Below are 18,426 nucleotides of genomic sequence, written 5' to 3' on the forward strand. Positions count from 1 at the left end.
GGGCTGATGGCCCCGCATCTGGCCCGCCGCATCGGCCTGGCCCGCCCGGCCGACCACCTGACGGGGTCGGCGCTGATCGGGGCGGGGCTGATGCTGGCCGCCGATTTCGGCGCGCGCATGGCGGGCTTTCCCTATGAACTGCCGCTTGGGCTGTTCGCCTCGCTGATCGGGGCGCCCTGGCTGATCTGGCTGATGACGAGGTATCGATGACGCTCTTTCACCTGTCCGGCCTGTCGGTCGACGTCCCCGGCCGCCGGCTGCTGGACGACATCACGCTGGACCTGCCCGCGGGCCGGGCGACTGCGCTGATCGGCCATAACGGGTCGGGCAAATCCACGCTGCTGCGCGCGCTGGCCCGACAGGTCCCGGCAGGCGGCACCGCCCGGTTCGAGGGGCGCGCCCTGGCCGACTGGCCCGCCCGCGACCTGGCCCGCCGCATGGCCTTCCTGCCCCAGACCACGCCCCCGGCCGATGGCATGCTGGTGCGCGAACTGGTGGCCCTTGGCCGCTATCCCTGGCACGGCGCCCTGGGCCGCTTCGGCCCCGCCGATCATGCCGCCGTCGCCCGCGCCCTGGACGAATGCGGGGTTGCGGGCTTTGCCGATCGGCTGGTCGACACCCTGTCGGGCGGCGAACGCCAGCGCGTCTGGCTGGCCATGATGGTCGCGCAGCAGGCGGGCACGCTGCTGCTGGACGAACCGATCAGCGCGCTGGACATCGCCCACCAGGTCGAGGTGCTGGCCCTGGTCGCCGCGATGTGCCACGACCAGGGGCGCAGCGCCGTCATCGTGCTGCACGACGTCAACATGGCCGCGCGGTTCTGCGACCATGTCGTGGCGCTGAAGGCCGGGCGGCTGGTCTGGCAGGGCGGCCCGGACGCCCTGATGCGCCCCGACACGCTGCACGACATCTATGGCCTGCCGATGCAGGTCCTGACCCGCCCCGACGGACGCCCCGTCGCCATCCCCGCTTGAGAGGCCGCATGCTGAAACAGTTCTTTTCCTACTACCGTCCGCATCTGGGCCTGTTCTGGCTGGATTTCGGCTGCGCGGTCGTCTCGGGTCTGCTGGAGCTGGCCTTTCCGCTGGCCGTCACCGCCTTCATCGACCACCTGCTGCCGCAGGGCGACTGGACGCTGACCCTGGCCGCGGCGGGGGGGCTGCTGGCGCTTTATGCGGTCAATGCCGGGCTGCTGACGGTGGTGATCTACTGGGGGCACAAGCTGGGCATCAACATCGAGACCGCGATGCGGGCCCGCGCCTTCGACCATCTGACGCGGCTGTCCTGGCGCTGGTACGACCGTGCGCGCACCGGCAAGCTGGTCGCCCGCGTCACCCGCGACCTGGAGGAGATCGGAGAGGTCGCCCATCACGGCCCCGAGGACGCCTTCATCGCCCTGATGACGTTCGTCGGCGCGTTCCTGCTGATGTTCTGGATCAACCCGCAGCTGGCGGTCATCGTGGCGCTGGTCGTGCCGGCCATGCTGGCCCTGGTGATCGTCTATGGCGGGCGGATGACGGCGACCTGGCGCGCGATCTATTCCCGCGTCGGCGATTTCAACGTGCGCCTGGAGGAGACCCTGGGTGGCGTCCGCGTGGTGCAGGCCTTCGGCAACGAGGCGCATGAAAGCCATCTCTTCGCCGCCGACAACGCTCGCTATCGCCAAGCCAAGCTGGACGCGTACCGCGTGATGGCGGCGTCCAGCGCGCTGCAGTACATGGGCCTGCGGCTGGTGCAGGTCATCGTCATGGTCATGGGCGCGGGCTTCGTGCTGTCGGGCGAACTGACCACAGGCGGCTTCGTGGGCTTTCTGTTGCTGGTGGGCGTCTTCTATCGCCCGCTGGAGAAGATCGCCGCGGTGATCGAGACCTATCCCCGCGGCATCGCCGGATTCCGCCGCTATCAGGAGCTGCTGGCCACCGACCCCGAGATCGCCGACGCACCCGACGCGATCGACGCCCCCGCCCTGCGCGGCGACATCCGGTTCGAGGGGGTGGGCTTTGCCTATGACCCCGACCGCCCGATCCTGTCGGGGATCGACCTGGACATCCGCGCCGGAGAGACGGTGGCCTTCGTCGGCCCCTCGGGCGCGGGCAAGACCACGCTGCTGGCGCTGCTGCCGCGGTTCTACGAACCCAGCCAGGGGCGCATCGTCGTCGACGGGATGGACCTGCCCGCGATGCGCCTGCACAGCCTGCGCCGCCAGATCGGCCTGGTCAGCCAGGACGTGTTCCTGTTCGGTGGCACGCTGCGCGAGAACATCGCCTATGGCCGCCTGGACGCCTCGGACATGGAGATCGCGCAGGCCGCCGCCAAGGCGCAGCTGGCGCAGATGATCGAAGGCCTGCCGCAGGGCCTGGACACGGTCGTGGGCGAACGCGGGGTGATGCTGTCGGGCGGGCAGAAGCAGCGCGTGGCCATCGCGCGGGCCTTCCTGAAGAACCCGCCGATCCTGATCCTGGACGAGGCGACCAGCGCCCTGGACAGCCAGACCGAACGCGAGATCCAGTCGGCGCTTGATGCCCTGTCGGTGGGCCGCACCACGCTGGTGATCGCCCACAGGCTGGGCACGATCCGGAACGCCGACCGCATCGTGGTCATGGACCGGGGCCGCGTGGTCGAGATGGGCAGCCATGCCGACCTGCTGTCGCAGGGCGGCATCTATGCGGGGCTGGCGGCCTAGGTCCGGGCCTCAGCCCAGGGCATAGCCCACGCCGCGCACGGTGCGCAGCGGGTCGTCGCCGCCGTTCTTCATCAGCGCCTTGCGCAGGCGGCCCACATGCACGTCGATGGTGCGCGTGTCGACATAGATGTCGCGCCCCCAGACCCGGTCCAGCAGCTGTTCGCGCGTCCAGACGCGGCCCGGCTTCTCCATCATCGTGGACAGCAGCCGGAACTCGGTCGGGCCCAGATGCAGCGTCTGGCCGGCGCGGAACACCCGGTGTTCGGCGGCGTCCAGGATGATGTCCGCAAAGGTCAGCCGCTCGCCCATCGTGGCGGGGCGGGTGCGGCGCAGCTGGGTGCGCAGGCGGGCCAGCAGCTCGACCACGGAATAGGGTTTGACCACGTAATCGTCGGCGCCCGTCTCCAGGCCGCGGACGCGGTCGACCTCCTCGCTGCGCGCGGACAGCATGATGATCGGGATGTTGCGGGTCGCGGGATCGGCCTTGACCTGGCGGCAAACCTCGATGCCCGACACGCGCGGCAGCATCCAGTCCAGCACGATCAGGTCCGGCTGCTCCTCTGCCACCAGCAGCAGCGCGTCCTCGCCGTTGTCGGCCATGACCACGTCGAAACCCTCGGCCTCGAGGTTGTAATGCAGGACTTCGCGCTGTGCGCCCTCGTCCTCGACGACCAGCACGCAGGGGGCCTGGCGCGCCATCCCTCAGACCTCCGCCGCGGGGGCCACGACGCTGCTGCTTTTCGGGCGCGCCTCGTCGGGCAGATCGCCCGTGACCAGATAGACCACCTGCTCGGCGATGGACGTCGCATGGTCGCCCATCCGCTCGACGTTCTTGGCGATGAAATGCAGGTGCATGCAGGGGGTGATGTTGCGCGGGTCCTCCATCATGTGGGTCAGGAACTCGCGGAACAGCGCGTTGTACATCTGGTCCACCTCCAGGTCGCGCTGACGCACGTCATGGGCCAGGTCGGCGTCGCGGCGGATATAGCTGTCCAGCGCGTCCTGCAGCATCCGGTTCACCGCCTGGCTCATCCGGCGCAGCGCCATGCCCGATCCGGCGATGGCGGGCATCTGGGACAGCACCTCGGTGCGCTTGGCCATGTTCTTGGCGTAATCGCCCACCCGTTCCAGCGAGGCCGAGATCTTCATCACCGCCAGCACCATCCGCAGGTCGGTTGCGGTGGGCGCGCGCAGCGCGATCAGGCGGGCGGCGTCCTCGTTGATCTGGATCTCCATCGCGTCGATGGCCTTGTCGCGGCGGCGGACCTGGTCGGCCAGCTCCTGGTCGCGCGTGTCCAGCGCGGTCGAGGCGTCGGTGATCGCGGCCTCGACCATGCCGCCCATCTTGACGACCATCGCCTGGATCGTCTCCAGGTCGCGGTCGAAGACCGAGGAGATATGCTTGTCGCGGTTCATGTCAGGTCCTTTCGATCAGCCGATCCGGCCCGAGATATAGGCCTCGGTCCGGCTGTCCCGGGGCTTCGTGAAGATGTCGTCGGTATCACCGTATTCGACCAGGTTGCCCAGATGGAAGAAGGCAGTCTTCTGGCTGACGCGGGCAGCCTGCTGCATCGAATGGGTCACGATGACCACGGAAAATTGCGTGCGCAGCTGCTCGATCAGCTCCTCGACCTGGCTGGTGGCGATGGGGTCCAGCGCGCTGCAGGGCTCGTCCATCAGCAGCACCTCGGGGGACGTGGCCACCGCGCGCGCGATGCACAGGCGCTGCTGCTGGCCGCCCGACAGGCCCGTGCCTGGCTCGGACAGGCGGTCCTTGACCTCGTTCCACAGGGCCGCGCCGCGCAGCGAGCGTTCGACGATCTCGTCCAGCTCGGCCTTGCCGCGGGCCAGGCCATGGATGCGCGGGCCGTATGCCACGTTGTCATAGATCGACTTGGGGAACGGGTTCGGCTTCTGGAAGACCATGCCGACCTTGGCGCGCAGCTGCACCGGGTCGATCCTGCGGTCATAGATGTCCTCGCCGTCGATGGTGATCCGGCCCGCGATCCGGGCACTGTCGATCGTGTCGTTCATGCGGTTGATGCAGCGCAGGAAGGTGGACTTGCCGCAGCCCGACGGGCCGATGAAGGCGGTGACGGTCTTGTCCAGGATCTCGACGTTCAGGTCTTTGATCGCCTGCTTCTCGCCATAGAAGACCTGCACGTCGCGTGCGGAAATCTTGATGTCCTGCTGGCTCACGGCGCTCTCCGATCGGATTGTGTCATACATGGTGGCTCTCCTGTGGGCCGATCACCAGCGGCGCTCGAACTTGCGGCGAAGGAAGATCGCCAGCAGGTTCATGCACAGAAGGAAGATCAGCAGGACGATGATGGCGCCCGAGGCGCGCTCGACAAAGGCCGGATCGCTGCGCTGCGTCCAGTTGTAGACCTGGACCGGCAGGGCGGATGCCGGATCGAACAGACCCTCCGGCGGGGCGGCGGGAAACTCGCGCACGAAGGCCACCATGCCGATCAGCAGCAGCGGCGCAGTCTCTCCCAGGGCCTGGGCCAGGCCGATGATCGTGCCGGTCAGGATTCCGGGCGCGGCCAGCGGCAGGACGTGGTGGAACACCGTCTGCATGCGGCTGGCGCCGACGCCCAGGGCCGCGTCGCGGATCGAGGGCGGCACCGCCTTCAGCGCCGCGCGGGTGGCGATGATGATGGTGGGCAGGGTCATCAGCGTCAGCACCAGACCGCCGACGATGGGCGCGGATGCGGGCAGGCCCGCGAAGTTGATGAAGACCGCCAGGCCCAGGATGCCGAACACGATGGACGGCACCGCCGCCAGGTTCGAGATGTTGACCTCGATCAGGTCGGTCCAGCGGTTCTTGGGCGCGAACTCCTCCAGATAGATCGAGGCCGCGACCCCGATCGGCACCGACAGGACCAGCACGACCAGCATCATGTAGAGCGATCCCAGGATGGCCACGCCGACGCCCGCGGCCTCGGGGCGCTGGTCGGAGGCGTCGGCGGCGGTCAGGAAGCCTGCGTTGAACCGCGTGACCAGCAGCCCCGCCTCGACCAGTTCGTCCGCCAGCATCAGCTGCGCCGGAGAGGTGTTGGCGTCGCGCGCCGCGGTCTCCATCGTGACGCGGCCCTTGAAATAGCCGTCGATGCGGCCGTTCGCCAGGACGTTCACGTCCACCGTCTGCCCGACCAGATCGGGATCGGCCAGCACCCGGTCACGCAGCTGCGCCGAGGCATCGCGCGAGATCAGCCCGTCGATGTCGCCGCTCTCCAGCCCCTCGATCTGCAGGTCCAGACCCGCCACCGCCGCGTCCAGCGCCCGGTCCAGCACCTGGCCATAGGACAGGGTCAGCACGCCCGCCATCTCGGCCGGGTCGCGGTTGCCCTTGGGGTCCAGCACCTGCGCGTCCAGTGCCACGGGGATCGACAGATAGGTCTGGCGGAAGGCGCCCGACCCGTCGCGGACGATGGTGAAGACCAGCACTGCCAGCATCGTGCAGGCGATGACGATGGCCGTCAGCCCGTAGGCGCGGAACCGTTTCTCGGCGGCGTTGCGGCGGCGGGTGCGCGCGTCCTGGACATAGAGCGACTTGGCGCCGGTGGCGCGGGGATGATCGGTCATTCGTACTGCTCGCGATACTTGCGCACGATGATAAGCGCGATGACGTTCAGGCCCAGGGTGATGACGAACAGCGTCAGTCCCAGGGCAAAGGCCACCAGCGTCTCGGGCGAGGAGAAGTCGTTGTCGCCGGTCAGCTGGCTGACGATCTTGACCGTGATGGTGGTCATCGCCTCGAACGGGTTGGCGCTGATCGTGGCGGCGGCGCCCGCGCCCAGGACCACGATCATCGTCTCTCCGATGGCGCGGCTGGCGGCCAGCAGGATCGCGCCCACGATGCCCGGCAGGGCGGCGGGCAGCACGACGCTGCGCACCGTCTCGGAGGGCGTCGAGCCCAAGCCCAGGGCGCCGTCGCGCAGGCTCTGGGGCACCGCGTTGATGATGTCGTCGGACAGAGAGCTGACGAAAGGGATCAGCATGATCCCCATGACCAGCCCCGCGGTCATCACCGACGACCCGGAATTGCCCAGGCCCAGGGGCTGCGCGATCCAGTCGCGCAGCATCGGCCCGACCGTCACCAGCGCGAACAGGCCATAGACGATGGTCGGGATGCCGGCCAGCACCTCGACCGCGGGCTTGGCGATGCTGCGCAGGCGGGGGCTGGCATATTCCGACAGGTAGATCGCCGCCAGCAGGCCGATGGGCACCGCCACCAGCAGCGCGATGAAGCTGATGTACAGCGTCCCCCACAGCAGCGGCAGCATGCCGAGGCGCGAATTGCCCTCGAAGCGCGGCGACCAGACGGTGCTGAAGAAGAAATCGGCCAGGCTGTACTGGCGGAAGAAGCTGATTGTCTCGAAGATCAGCGACAGGACGATGCCGACCGTGGTGGCGATGGCGATCATCGAACAGAAGATCATCAGGCCCAGCACCATCCGCTCGACCGAATTGCGCGCGCGAAACCCGCGGCCGGCCCGCGTCACGGCCCAGCCCAGGCCCGCGACCGCGGCGGCCAGTGCCAGCAGCCCGGCCACGGGGCCCGACGCGACAGGGATCACCCCGGACATCCGCAGCCCCGATGCCAGGATCAGCACCACCAGCGCGGGCAGCATCACCGCAAGGGCGGCGTTCATGCCGTGATAGGCGGGGCGGCTGTGCAGGGTGCGCACGTCCTGTGCGGCGGTCGCATGGGCGCGGCTGCGGCCCAGAAGGAATCCGGCCACGGCCAGCAGGATCGCGGCAAGCAGGGCCCAGGACATTGGCATCTGGCAACCTCGGGTGGATGGGTCAGGGGGAATGTCCGACCGGCGCGGCGCACCGGTCGGACGGGTGCATCACTGCATGGTGGTCTCGTCGGCCACGGCCTGCTGGACCGATGCCAGCTCGGGGTCCGAGACCAGGCCATAGGCGGCCAGCGGCCCGTCCGGTCCTGCGATCGCGTCCGAGACGAAGAATTCGGCGAATTCCTTGACGCCCGGGATGACGCCGATATGCGCCTTCTTCACATAGATGAACAGCGGCCGCGACACCGGGTATTCGCCCGAGGCGATCGTCTCGGTCGAGGGGGTGACGCCGGACATGGTCGCGACCTGCAGCGTGTCCATGTTGTTCTCGTAGAAGGACAGGCCGAAGACGCCGATGCCGTTCGGGGACGACCCGATGCGGGCCAGCGTCTCGGTATAGTCGCCGTCGATGTCGACCGACCGGCCGTCGGTGCGCAGCGTCATGCAGGCGGCCTCGGCCTCCTCCTCGCCCAGCTCGGCGGTGAACACCTCCAGCGCGCCGCTGTCCTCGCAGCCCTGCGCGATCACCTTCTCGTCGAAGACTTCGCGCGTCCCGTGACGGGTGCCCGGTACGAAGGCCAGGATCTCCTGGTCGGCCAGCTCGGGGTTCACCTCGGCCCAACTGGCCGCGGTGTTGTCGACGATCGCGCCGTCGCGCACGACCTTGGCCGACAGCGCGTTGAACCAGTCGGCGGGGGTGAAGGCGAAGCTTGCGCCCGACTGCGCGCTGGCGAAGACGATCCCGTCATAGCCGATGCGCACCTCCATGATGTCGGTCACGCCGTTGGCGGCACATTCCTCGACCTCGCTGTCGCGGATCTGGCGGCTGGAATTGGCGATGTCGATGGTGTTCTCGCCCACGCCCTCGCAGAAGCGGCGCAGACCGGTGGACGATCCGCCCGATTCGATGACCGGGGTACCAAAGTCGGTGTTCTCGCCGAACAGCTCGGCCACGATGGTCGAATAGGGCAGCACGGTCGACGAACCCGCGACCTGCACCTGTTCGCGCGCGGCGGCTGCGGTGGCGGTCAAGGCCAGGACGGACAGGGCCGAAGCGGTCAGGCCAAAGGTCTTCATGCGTCTTCTCCTCAGGAGGTGATCGTTGCCCGGTGTGCCTACAGCAGTTTTGTGACGGTCATACGCAATCCGTGTGACAGTTCTGCGACAGCGCCCCGGCGGGCGGGCCGATCATCCCGGGGTGACGCGCACCTCTCCAAGGGTCGAGTCGCTGCGCCGCGCGGCCATCTGCAGGCGGGCCAGCAGATGCGTGCGCACATAGGTGGCGTGGAACCGCGACGGCGCGACCAGGTGCAGGACGCCCCCCTGCCCCTCCGTTGATGACAGCGGCGCGAACCAGGCGTCGAACAGCGCCGGGTCCTCGTCGCGCAGCCGCGCGCGGATCAGCGGCCAGGCCCCGTCCTGACCGCCCTCCTCCGCGGATGTGCCGTCGGGGCGGCGGAACGGCACGACGTTCGGCGGGTCGCCCGCCTCCTGCGCCTCCTCGCCCATGCGGGCGGTGAAATCCTCGCCGATGTTGGACCAGTCCGCTCGCGTGTCCAGCATGATGCGTTCCAGGCCCAGGCCCAGCACGGACACGCGGCCCCGCGCGCCCTGGCGCTTGACCACGATCCAGCCCGCTTCGCGCAGCCGCGCCATGTCGCGCTTGACGGTGCGTTCGTCCACGCACCACAGTCGCGCGATCTCGCGCTGGCCCATGGTCAGCTCGTCGCGCTGCCAGTTGTAGCGGGTGGTGATCAGCGCCATCAGGCGCAGCACCAGGCGCTGGCGCTGCGGATCGCCCGCCAGCGCATGCGCCATCATCGCGGACAGCAGGTCGTATTTCCGTGCCGCGGCTTGCCTGCCGACGGGTCGCATCACCTGCATCATCGTTCCTGCCCGCCGGTCGCCCGGCACCCTGCCCCGGCCGCGCCGAGATCTTGTGCCGTCCCAAACGCCTTTCGCCACTCTGCAGGCATTAGCGTCCTGAAATACGATTCTGTCAAGCAGATCGCCCGCCCTCGGGCGGAAGGATCCAAAGGCAATCTTGAATCAGGGTATCAATGGTATAGCGGGACATCCTATGCGTCCCCTATTCCGGCGCCCGTGTCCCCCAATTGGCGGGGGTTCAACGGATCATGTCCCCCAATATCCGCCCCCTGCCCCGCCAGGTCGTGGCCTCCGTGCCACCTTGGCGCGCGGCGATTCGCCAGCAGGGGCTGGATTTCCGCATTTCGTGCTATCAGTGAACAAGGCTTTTGCCAAAAGCGCAAATCCGGCGTAAAAGCAGGAACAGAAGCAATCAGCGTCCTTGGAAACCGACACAACATGTATACGCACGACGACCTTGCCCGTCTGCAGGCCCAGTCCCTCAAGATGCAGGGCTGGATCCGCCGCCAGACCTTCAGCCCCGCCAACGAGAAGACGCTGCGCCGCTTCTCCTCTTGGGAGGTGGCCGAGCTGATCTTCCGCATCAACCAGTCGACCTTCCGCGGCAAGCTGGCGGCGGACCCGAACCTTCCCCTCGGGGAAGTCGAGGAGGACGGGCGCCAGCGCTGGTTCAGCCTGGAGGAGGTGAACGAGCTGCGTCGCCGCATCCGCGTGGGCAAGAAGTCCCTGATGCCGCCCCGCCCCGCCGGCAAGCGCGCCTTCCGCGCGGCCATCGCCAACTTCAAGGGCGGTGCGGGCAAGTCGACCGTGGCGCTGCACTTTGCCCATGCGGCGGCGCTGGACGGGTACCGGGTCCTGGTCGTCGACTTCGACCCGCAGGCGACCCTGTCTCATTCGATGGGGCTGAACGACGTGGGCGAGGATCACACGGTCTGGGGCATCATGGCGCGCGACCTTGAGCGCGAGACAGACCGCATGAACACCGCCAGCGCCGGGGCCGAGACAGGGACCGCCCTGCCCCATCGCAAGCTGCCCGCGTCGATCCGCGACATGGGCCTGGGCACGCTGCGGCCCGCGGACTTCATCAAGCCCACCGCCTGGCCCACGATCGACATCGTGCCCAGCTGCGCCAACGCAGCCTTTGTCGAGTTCGCCAGCGCCCAGTACCGGCACCTGAACCCGGAATGGACCTTCTTCGGCGCGGTGTCGCGGTTCCTGGACAGCTTGGCGGACGATGCTTATGACCTGATCCTCTTCGATTGCCCGCCGGCCATTGGATACCAGTCGATGAACGCGGTCTTTGCCGCCGACATGCTGTATATCCCGTCCGGCCCGGGGTATTGGGAATATGACAGCACGACCAGCTTCATCGGCCAATTGGCCGAGGCGCTGGAGGATCTGTCCCACGGGTTCGAGAACTTCCCCACGGGGAAGATCAGGTTGCCCAAGGCATTCGCCGACATCCGGTTCCTGATGACGCGATACGAGCCGTCGAACGAGCTGCACCAGGCGATGTTCGCGGCCTTTCGGCAGGTCTTCGGGGATCGGCTGGCGCAGAACCCGATCGAACTGACCCGCGCGGTCGAGCAGTCGGGCCGGTTCCTGTCGTCGATCTATGAGATCGATTACCGAGAGATGACTCGGGGGACGTGGCGCCGGGCGCGGGCGACCTTCGATCAGGCCTATGAAGAGTTCCGCGGCCACGTGCTGACCGCCTGGACCGAGCTGGAGGACGCGCAATGAGCCGCAAGCGCCGGATGTTCGACATCGACATCCCCGAGGACGACGCCGAAACCGGCTTCCCCGCGGGGAAGGTCCAGCCCGACGGTCGTCGAGGCCCCATGGCTGCCGCCATCAGCGAGACGGCGGAATCGACCCGCGACCGCGCGGTCATCGAGGCGCAGATCCGCGCCGAGAACGATGCCTTGGCGCAGGAGCATGTGCGGCTGAAGCGGGCAGGGTTGATCACCGACCTGATCCCGCTGGACATGATCGACACGACCAAGCTGATCCGCGACCGCAAGCCGGTCGCGGATTTCGACATGGCCGAGCTGGTCGCCTCGATCCGCGACATCGGCCTGTCGAACCCGATCCGGCTGGAGCCGTCCGAGGGTGGGCGTTACGAGCTGATCCAGGGGTGGCGGCGGCTGTCGGCCTATCGCCAGCTGCTGGAGGAGACGGGTGATGCCGAGGCCTGGGGCCGGATCCCCGCGGGCATCGCCGCGCGCGGGGACCAGCTGGAGGCGCTGTACCGCCGCATGGTGGACGAGAACCTGGTGCGCAAGGACATCTCTTTTGCCGAGATGGCGCAGCTGGCGGTGCATTACGCGATGGATCCGCTGACCGCGGAGAACGATGCGGAAAAGGCCGTGGCGATCCTGTTCCGGTCGGCGGGCTATCAGAAGCGCAGCTATATCCGGAACTTCATCCCTCTGGTCGAGCGCTTGGGCGAGGTGCTGATGTATCCGCAAGAGATCCCGCGCGCCCTGGGCCTGTCGCTGTCGCAGCGGCTGGAGGAGGTGCCGGGCCTGGTCACGGCCATCCGGACCGAGCTGAAGGACTGGGACACGCGGTCGATCACCGACGAGCTGGCCGTGCTGCGCCGCTATGCGGGGCAGGGGGGTGAGGCGCTGCCCGAGGGACCCGCACCGCGGACCGCCCCACCCGCACCGCCGTCGACCGCCAAGGCCAAGACGACCTTCCAGCTAGCGCGCCCGCAGGGCAGCGCGAAATGCACCGCCGCCAATGGTCGCCTTGAGATCCGCCTGCCGCGGGACTTTTCGACCATCGACCGGCGCAAGCTGGAGGCGGCGGTGGCCGCAATGCTGGACCAGATCGAGTGACCTTCCCCGCGGGGAAGGGCAGGGGCCCTTTCCCGCGGCCAGCACCTTCCCCGCAGGGAAGGTGCGACACAAGCCATTGATATGTATACATATAGCACATCTACCTGACCCTGTGTCGATGTCTGTTGCAGATCGTGCAATCCCGTCGTAGCACCAAGGCCGACCCCCAACGGTACCAAGGCGCCCGGCATGCCCCCCAGTGATTCCCCGATGCGCGGCATCGCGTTGAAATGCATCAGCGTGACCGTGTTCACCCTGATGGCCGCGCTGATCAAAGCGACCGCCGACAGCGCCCACATCCCGCCAGGGCAGCAGGTGTTCTTTCGGTCGTTCTTCGCGCTGCCGGTGATCCTGGGCTGGCTGGTGCTGCGGTCGGAACTGCGGGTCGGCCTGCTGACCGCGAACCCGATGGGGCACCTGTATCGCGGGCTGGTCGGGACGACAGCGATGGCGCTGAACTTCTGGGCGCTTGGCCTGCTGCCCCTGCCCGAGGTGACGGCCATCGGCTTTGCCGCGCCCCTGCTGGTGGTGGTGCTGGCCGGAATGTTTTTGGGAGAGAACGTCCGCGCCTTTCGGCTTGGCATGGTCGGGCTGGGGCTGGCCGGGGTGCTGATCGTGCTGTCGCCGCAGCTGCACGCGGGGACGGCGGGCGACCCCTTCCGGATGCTGGGCGCGGTCGTGGCGCTTGGCGGGGCAGGGGCCGCGGCCCTGGCGCAGATCTTTGTCCGCCAGCTGGTCCAGGTCGAGCGGACATCGGCGATCGTCTTCTGGTTCTCGGTCACCTCGACGGGGCTGTCGCTGCTGACGCTGCCCTTCGGGTGGGTGATGCCGGGAGCCTGGGTGCTGGGGCAGCTGGTCACCACGGGGCTGCTGGGCGGGCTGGGGCAGATCCTGCTGACCTCGGCCTATCGCCATGCCGATGCGTCGGTGGTGGCGCCGTTCGACTATGTCGCGATGATCTGGGCGGTGGCCCTGGGCTGGTACGTCTTCGGCGAGGTGCCAAGCGCGGTGGTGATCGGCGGGTCCGGCCTGGTGATCCTGGCGGGCATCCTGATCATCTGGCGCGAACACAGCCTGGGGCTGGAACGCCGCCGTCAGCGCAAGGCCACGCCCCCGGCCTGAGGCGCCGACAGGCTGCCCACCACGGCGACCAGGTCGCGGAAGCGTTCGCCCTGGACCAGCACGTGATCGGTCATCGCCTGCGCCGCGCCGCAGGCGTCGCCCGCCGCGATGGCCGCGGCGATCTGGCGGTGTTCGGCCAGCGAATTGACGACGCGCCCCGGCGATTGCAGCTGCCGGCGGCGATAGGGTTGCAGCACCGCCTGCAGGCGCAGGGTCTCGGTTTCCAGAAAGGCGTTGTGGGCGGCGCGATAGATCGCCTGATGGAAGGCGGTGTTTTCGGCATAGTACCGGTCGGGGTTGTGGCGCGCGCCTTCGCAGGCGGTCAGGGCGGTGTCGATGCGGGCCAGGTCCTGCGCATCGGCGCGCCTGCAGGCCAGCCGCGCGCAGAAGGATTCCAGTTCGGCCATCAGCTCGAACCGGTCCATCAGCTCGGGCACGCCCAGCTTGGCCACGAAGGTCCCGCGTTTGGGCTGCACGATCAGCAGGCCCGACGCCTCCAGCGCCTGCAGCGCCTCGCGCACGGGCGTGCGCGAGCAGCCATAGTCGCGCGCGACCTGGTCGGGGTCGATCTGCTGGCCGGGGGTCAGGCGGCCGTCCACGATGGCGTTTTCAAGGGCAAGGCGGATGCGCTGTGCGGTGGGAAGGGTCATGTCGGCACCTGTTCTGTCCTGCATTTCACCGCAGCGATTGCGAAAAGTCCATCATCGCCGTTGTTGTATACAACAGAAGTGAATCAGTGTATATCACTGCGGGGGAGGATCATCATGGGCAAGCAGAGACTGGGATTCCTGTCGGACTTCGTCGAGGCGATCACGCGGCGCAAGCGTGGCGGCGAGGCCGAGACGCTGAAGGCGCTGGCGCGCCCCGCATCCGAACGCGCGCGGGTGGCCTGTGCGGTGCTGATGGGGCGGATCGGAGATGCAGCGCGGGTCGCGGTGGCCGAGCAGGCGCTGTCGGCCTATGCCGAGCTGGACGCCGAGGAGCGGCTGGCGTTCTTTCGCAGCCTGCGCGACGATCACGGCGTGGATGCCGACGCGATCCGGGCGGCCTATGCCGCATGGGACGCCCAGCCCGATGCCGCGGGCGTCGCGCATCTGTTCGAGGTGGTCGAGCCTGCCCGCCAGACCCTGCTGCGCCGGTTGAACATGGCGCCCGGCGCCACGCTGCGGCTGGTTCGGATGCGTCAGGACCTGCTGGCCGCGATGCGCGTGGACCCCGATCTGGCGCCGATCGACCAGGATTTCGCGCATCTGTTCGCCAGCTGGTTCAACCGCGGCTTTCTGACCATGCGCAGGATCGACTGGAACGCGCCCGCCGCGATCCTGGAAAAGCTGATGGAATACGAAAGCGTCCACCAGATGCAGGGCTGGCCGGACCTGAAGCGGCGGCTGGCCGACAATGACCGCCGTCTGTATGCGTTCTTCCACCCCGCCACCGGGGACGAGCCGCTGATCTTCGTCGAGGTCGCACTGACCCAGGGCATGCCCGCCGCGATCGGCCCGATCCTGACCGCGCCCGATGCGCGCGAACCGGCGGCGGCGGACACGGCCGTCTTCTATTCGATCAACAACAGCCTGCCCGGGTTGAAGGGCGTCAGTTTCGGCAACTTCCTGATCAAGCAGGTGGTGGCGCAGCTGTCGGCGGACCTGCCCGAGCTGCGCTGCTATGTGACGCTGTCGCCGGTGCCGGGCTTTGCCGCGTGGCTGGCCACGCAGGACGACGCGGCGGAATTGCGCGGCGCGTTGGCCGGGGGCTGGGACGATGACGCGGTGGACGCGCTGCGCCCGCAGGTCCTGGCGTGGGGCGCGCGCTATATCGCCCAGGCCAAGGCGCGGGGCGGGTTGCCTGCCGATCCGGTGGCGCGGTTCCACCTGGGCAACGGGGCCTGCGCGCATCGGCTGAACTGGCCTGCCGATCTGGCGCCCTCGGCGCTGAAATCGGCGCATGGGCTGATGATCAACTATCTGTACGAACTGGACCGTATCGAGGACCGGCACGAGGCCTTCGTGCGCGACGGCGAGGTGGCGCTTGGCGCCCAGATCGCCGAGGCGCTGAAGGCGTGACGACATTGAGGTAGGAGACGAGCATGCAGACCATCCACGACCATTTCATCCAGACCGCCGAAGTGATGCAGGGCAAGACCCTGTTCGAACGGCCCGGCCAGCCCGACATCAGCTTTGCCCGGATGCGCGGCATGGTCGAGGCGCTTGCGGGCGCGCTGACCGCGGCGGGCGTGGCGCCCGGCGACCGCGTGGCCGTCCAGGTCGAGAAGTCGCCCGAGGCCATCGCTCTGTACCTGGCGACGCTGCAGGTGGGCGGGATCTTCCTGCCGCTGAACACCGCCTATACCGGGGCCGAGATCGACTATTTCATCGGCGATGCGGCGCCCCGTCTGTTCGTCTGCGACCCCGCGCAGCAGGCGTCGCACGCGCATCGGGCCGGAGACGCGCTGACGGTGCTGACGCTTGGCGCGGACGGGCAGGGGACACTGGCCGAGCGTGCCGCCGCGGCCACCCCGCGCGAGGACGCGCATCCCTGCGGGCCGGACGACCGGGCCGCGATCCTCTATACCTCGGGCACCACGGGGCGGTCCAAGGGGGCGGTGCTGACGCACGGGAACCTGGCGTCCAACACCGAGGCGCTGCTGGAGCATTGGCGGTTCGACGCGAATGACCGGCTGATCCACGCGCTGCCGATCTTTCACACGCACGGCCTGTTCGTGGCCGCCAACATGGCGCTGGTCGCCGGCGCCACGATGATCTTCCTGACCAAGTTCGACGCCGAACAGGCGATCGACCTGATGGACCGCGCCACCGTGCTGATGGGGGTGCCGACCTTCTACACCCGCCTGCTGAAATCGCCGCGCCTGGACCGCGAGACGACCGCGAACATGCGGCTGTTCGTGTCCGGGTCCGCGCCGCTTCTGGCGGAGGATCACCGTGCCTTCACCGAACGGACCGGGCACCGCATCCTGGAGCGGTACGGCATGACCGAGACCTGCATGATCACCTCGAATCCCTATGATGGCGATCGCATCGCGGGGGCGGTGGGCATGGCGCTGCCCGGCATCACCGTGCGCATCACCGACCGCGAGACCGGCGCGCCCGTCGCACCCGGAGAGATCGGCCTGATCGAGGTCAAGGGACCGAACGTCTTCGAGGGCTACTGGAACATGCCCGAAAAGACCGCGGCCGAATTCCGCCCCGACGGGTTCTTCATCACCGGCGATCTGGGCACGATCCAGGAGGACGGATACCTGCGCATCGTCGGCCGCGACAAGGACCTGGTGATCTCGGGCGGGTACAACGTCTATCCCAAGGAGGTCGAGGAGGCCATCGACGCGCTGCCGGGTGTCCTGGAAAGCGCCGTGATCGGCCTGCCCCATCCCGACCTGGGCGAGGCGGTGACCGCCATCGTCGTACCGAAATCGGGCACGCTGGACGCGGACGAGATCCGCGCCGCGCTGTCGGATTTGGCGCGCTTCAAGCAACCCCGGCAGGTGATCGTCGTCGATGCCCTGCCGCGCAACGTCATGGGCAAGGTGCAGAAGGCCGAACTGCGCAAGGCCCATGCGGGATTGTATTCGCAGGCCATGGCCTGACATCCGGCCGCCCGGGCCCGCGTCGAGGAGGACGCGGCCCGGGGCACCGGCCATTCAACGGGAGGAAACCATGATAATCTATGGAGTCGCGGCCCTGGCCGCCTGTCATCTGGCAGGCGTGATCCTGGGCGATCTGCTGGGCGTCATCCTGGGCGTCCAGTCCAATGTGGGCGGCGTGGGCTTTGCCATGCTGCTGCTGATCGTGTCGACCGACTGGCTGCGCCGCACCGGGCGGCTGCCGCAGCTGTCCGAACAGGGCATCCTGTTCTGGTCGGCCATGTATATCCCCATCGTCGTGGCGATGGCGGCCCAGCAGAACGTCGTGGCGGCCCTGGCGGGCGGTCCCATCGCGATCATCGCGGGCGTCGGCGCGACCMTCGCCTGCGTGGCGCTGGTGCCCGTGGTGGCGCGGATCGGCGGGCAGGATGCGCCCCTGCCGCCCCTGATGGCGCAGGAGGTGTGACGCGATGGAGATGATCACCGAAATCCTGTCCAAGAACGGGCTGGTCTTTGCCTTCGTCGTCGTGGGCGTCGTGATGTGGGTGTCCTATCAGCTGTCCGACCGGCTGTCGGCGGGGCGGCTGCACGGTTCGGCCGTGGCCATCATCATCGGCCTGGTGCTGGCCTGGCTGGGCGGGCTTGCCACCGGCGGGTCCAAGGGCCTGGCCGACGTGCCGCTGTTTGCGGGCATCGGGCTGATGGGCGGGGCCATGCTGCGCGACCTGGCCATCGTGTCGACCGCCTATGGCGTCGACATCCGCGAGATCCGCAAGGCCGGGGCCGCGGGCGTGGTGTCGCTGGCCCTGGGGATCTTCGTGTCCTTTGCGGTGGGGGCGCTGGTCGCGGCGGCCTTCGGCTATACCGATGCGGTCAGCATGGCGACCATCGGCGGCGGGGCCGCGACCTATATCGTGGGCCCGGTGACCGGCACCGCCCTGGGCGCCAGTTCCGAGGTCATCGCCCTGTCCGTCGCCGCGGGCCTGCTGAAGGCGGTCCTGGTGATGATCGGCACGCCCTTCGTCGCGCCGCTGATCGGGCTGAACAACCCGAAATCGGCGATGGCCTATGGCGGGCTGATGGGTACGACCAGCGGCGTCGCGGGCGGCCTGGCCGCCACCGACAAGCGCCTGGTGCCCTATGGCGCGATGACGGCCACGTTCTATACGGGGCTGGGCTGCCTGATGGGGCCGTCGGTCATCTATCTGATGCTGCTGGCCGTCACCGGCAGCTGAGGCGGCTCGGCGTCACCCGCGGGTGACGCCGTTCTCCAACCGGGCAAAGGCCGTCATCACGACGCGTTCCGACCGGTCCAGATAATCCGCCAGCCGGGTGGCGGCGGCCTCCATGTCGCCCTGCTGGACCAGCTCCAGGATCGCGCCGTTCTCTTGCAGGAACGGCGCGTGCAGCTGTTCGGGACTGTCCAGCAGCCCGAAGGCCAGGCGCAGTTCCGCCATCGCCTGCGCGAAGAAGGCCGTCAGCCGC

Annotated in this window: 18 protein-coding genes and 1 pseudogene; 10 read left to right on the forward strand and 9 right to left on the reverse strand. The window is 68.4% G+C overall.

Features of this window, described 5'->3' with window-relative positions; genetic code table 11:
* The 3 genes from GBO37_RS10335 to GBO37_RS10345 all read left to right on the forward strand — a co-directional run.
* A partial coding sequence (locus tag GBO37_RS10335) for an iron chelate uptake ABC transporter family permease subunit (RefSeq protein WP_252928814.1) occupies positions 1 to 210 on the forward strand: 210 nt, incomplete at its 5' end.
* Positions 207 to 974: an ABC transporter ATP-binding protein gene (locus GBO37_RS10340; protein WP_127899549.1), complete on the forward strand. Its 768-nt coding sequence runs from the start codon at positions 207 to 209 to the stop codon at positions 972 to 974. The genes GBO37_RS10335 and GBO37_RS10340, both read left to right, overlap by 4 nt.
* A gap of 8 nt (positions 975 to 982) precedes the next feature.
* Positions 983 to 2,683, forward strand: a complete 1,701-nt coding sequence (locus GBO37_RS10345; protein WP_252928815.1) for an ABC transporter ATP-binding protein — start codon at positions 983 to 985, stop codon at positions 2,681 to 2,683.
* Between the two features lie 9 nt (positions 2,684 to 2,692).
* On the opposite strand, the gene phoB is transcribed toward GBO37_RS10345, so the two are convergent.
* The 7 genes from phoB to GBO37_RS10380 all read right to left on the reverse strand — a co-directional run bounded on the left by phoB (position 2,693) and on the right by GBO37_RS10380 (position 9,378).
* Positions 2,693 to 3,382: a phosphate regulon transcriptional regulator PhoB gene (phoB, locus tag GBO37_RS10350; protein ID WP_045982986.1), complete on the reverse strand. Its 690-nt coding sequence runs from the start codon at positions 3,380 to 3,382 to the stop codon at positions 2,693 to 2,695.
* A gap of 3 nt (positions 3,383 to 3,385) precedes the next feature.
* On the reverse strand, positions 3,386 to 4,099 hold the full coding sequence (gene phoU / locus GBO37_RS10355; RefSeq protein WP_045982987.1) for a phosphate signaling complex protein PhoU: 714 nt from the start codon (positions 4,097 to 4,099) through the stop codon (positions 3,386 to 3,388).
* 15 nt (positions 4,100 to 4,114) lie between these two features.
* Entirely contained in the window at positions 4,115 to 4,912 is a 798-nt protein-coding gene (gene pstB / locus GBO37_RS10360; RefSeq protein ID WP_045982988.1) for a phosphate ABC transporter ATP-binding protein PstB, read from the reverse strand.
* 21 nt (positions 4,913 to 4,933) lie between these two features.
* Complete coding sequence (pstA, locus tag GBO37_RS10365; protein WP_252928816.1) at positions 4,934 to 6,271, reverse strand: phosphate ABC transporter permease PstA; 1,338 nt, start codon at positions 6,269 to 6,271, stop codon at positions 4,934 to 4,936.
* A complete protein-coding gene (gene pstC, locus GBO37_RS10370) occupies positions 6,268 to 7,473 on the reverse strand; it encodes a phosphate ABC transporter permease subunit PstC (RefSeq protein WP_045982990.1) in 1,206 nt (401 codons plus the stop codon). The genes pstA and pstC overlap by 4 nt, the downstream gene beginning before the upstream one ends.
* 69 nt (positions 7,474 to 7,542) lie before the next feature.
* A complete protein-coding gene (locus tag GBO37_RS10375; protein ID WP_139598103.1) occupies positions 7,543 to 8,568 on the reverse strand; it encodes a substrate-binding domain-containing protein in 1,026 nt (341 codons plus the stop codon).
* Positions 8,569 to 8,679: 111 nt separating this feature from the next.
* Positions 8,680 to 9,378 carry a DnaA N-terminal domain-containing protein gene (locus GBO37_RS10380; protein WP_371927548.1) on the reverse strand — a complete coding sequence of 233 codons (699 nt, stop codon included), beginning with the start codon at positions 9,376 to 9,378 and terminating at the stop codon, positions 8,680 to 8,682.
* 438 nt (positions 9,379 to 9,816) lie between these two features.
* Between GBO37_RS10380 and GBO37_RS10385 the strand changes: the two genes are divergently transcribed.
* The 3 genes from GBO37_RS10385 to GBO37_RS10395 all read left to right on the forward strand — a co-directional run bounded on the left by GBO37_RS10385 (position 9,817) and on the right by GBO37_RS10395 (position 13,343).
* Complete coding sequence (locus GBO37_RS10385) at positions 9,817 to 11,121, forward strand: AAA family ATPase (protein WP_045982993.1); 1,305 nt, start codon at positions 9,817 to 9,819, stop codon at positions 11,119 to 11,121.
* On the forward strand, positions 11,118 to 12,221 hold the full coding sequence (locus GBO37_RS10390) for a ParB N-terminal domain-containing protein (protein WP_252928817.1): 1,104 nt from the start codon (positions 11,118 to 11,120) through the stop codon (positions 12,219 to 12,221). Before GBO37_RS10385 ends, GBO37_RS10390 begins: the two co-directional genes overlap by 4 nt.
* Before the next feature lie 189 nt (positions 12,222 to 12,410).
* Positions 12,411 to 13,343: a DMT family transporter gene (locus GBO37_RS10395; RefSeq protein ID WP_252928818.1), complete on the forward strand. Its 933-nt coding sequence runs from the start codon at positions 12,411 to 12,413 to the stop codon at positions 13,341 to 13,343.
* Here the strand turns inward: GBO37_RS10395 and GBO37_RS10400 are convergent.
* Entirely contained in the window at positions 13,316 to 13,993 is a 678-nt protein-coding gene (locus tag GBO37_RS10400) for a GntR family transcriptional regulator (RefSeq protein WP_252928819.1), read from the reverse strand. The two genes, GBO37_RS10395 and GBO37_RS10400, sit on opposite strands and share 28 nt — an antisense overlap.
* A 114-nt stretch (positions 13,994 to 14,107) precedes the next feature.
* Between GBO37_RS10400 and GBO37_RS10405 the strand changes: the two genes are divergently transcribed.
* The 4 genes from GBO37_RS10405 (at position 14,108) to madM (ending at position 18,176) form a co-directional block, all read left to right on the forward strand.
* Positions 14,108 to 15,406 (forward strand): malonyl-CoA decarboxylase domain-containing protein, encoded by a 1,299-nt coding sequence (locus GBO37_RS10405; RefSeq protein ID WP_252928820.1) that lies wholly within the window; start codon positions 14,108 to 14,110, stop codon positions 15,404 to 15,406.
* A gap of 23 nt (positions 15,407 to 15,429) precedes the next feature.
* Positions 15,430 to 16,944, forward strand: coding sequence for a malonyl-CoA synthase (locus tag GBO37_RS10410; RefSeq protein WP_252928821.1), 1,515 nt, complete (start codon positions 15,430 to 15,432; stop codon positions 16,942 to 16,944).
* A gap of 70 nt (positions 16,945 to 17,014) precedes the next feature.
* Entirely contained in the window at positions 17,015 to 17,407 is a 393-nt protein-coding gene (gene madL / locus GBO37_RS10415; protein WP_252928822.1) for a malonate transporter subunit MadL, read from the forward strand.
* 4 nt (positions 17,408 to 17,411) lie between these two features.
* Positions 17,412 to 18,176, forward strand: a complete 765-nt coding sequence (gene madM / locus GBO37_RS10420) for a malonate transporter subunit MadM (RefSeq protein ID WP_045982999.1) — start codon at positions 17,412 to 17,414, stop codon at positions 18,174 to 18,176.
* A gap of 12 nt (positions 18,177 to 18,188) precedes the next feature.
* On the opposite strand, the pseudogene GBO37_RS10425 reads toward madM, so the two are convergent.
* Positions 18,189 to 18,426: pseudogene (locus tag GBO37_RS10425) on the reverse strand (GntR family transcriptional regulator); the annotation flags it as partial.

It is taken from the genome of Paracoccus sp. 08, from assembly GCF_024105395.1.
GTDB lineage: Bacteria > Pseudomonadota > Alphaproteobacteria > Rhodobacterales > Rhodobacteraceae > Paracoccus > Paracoccus marcusii.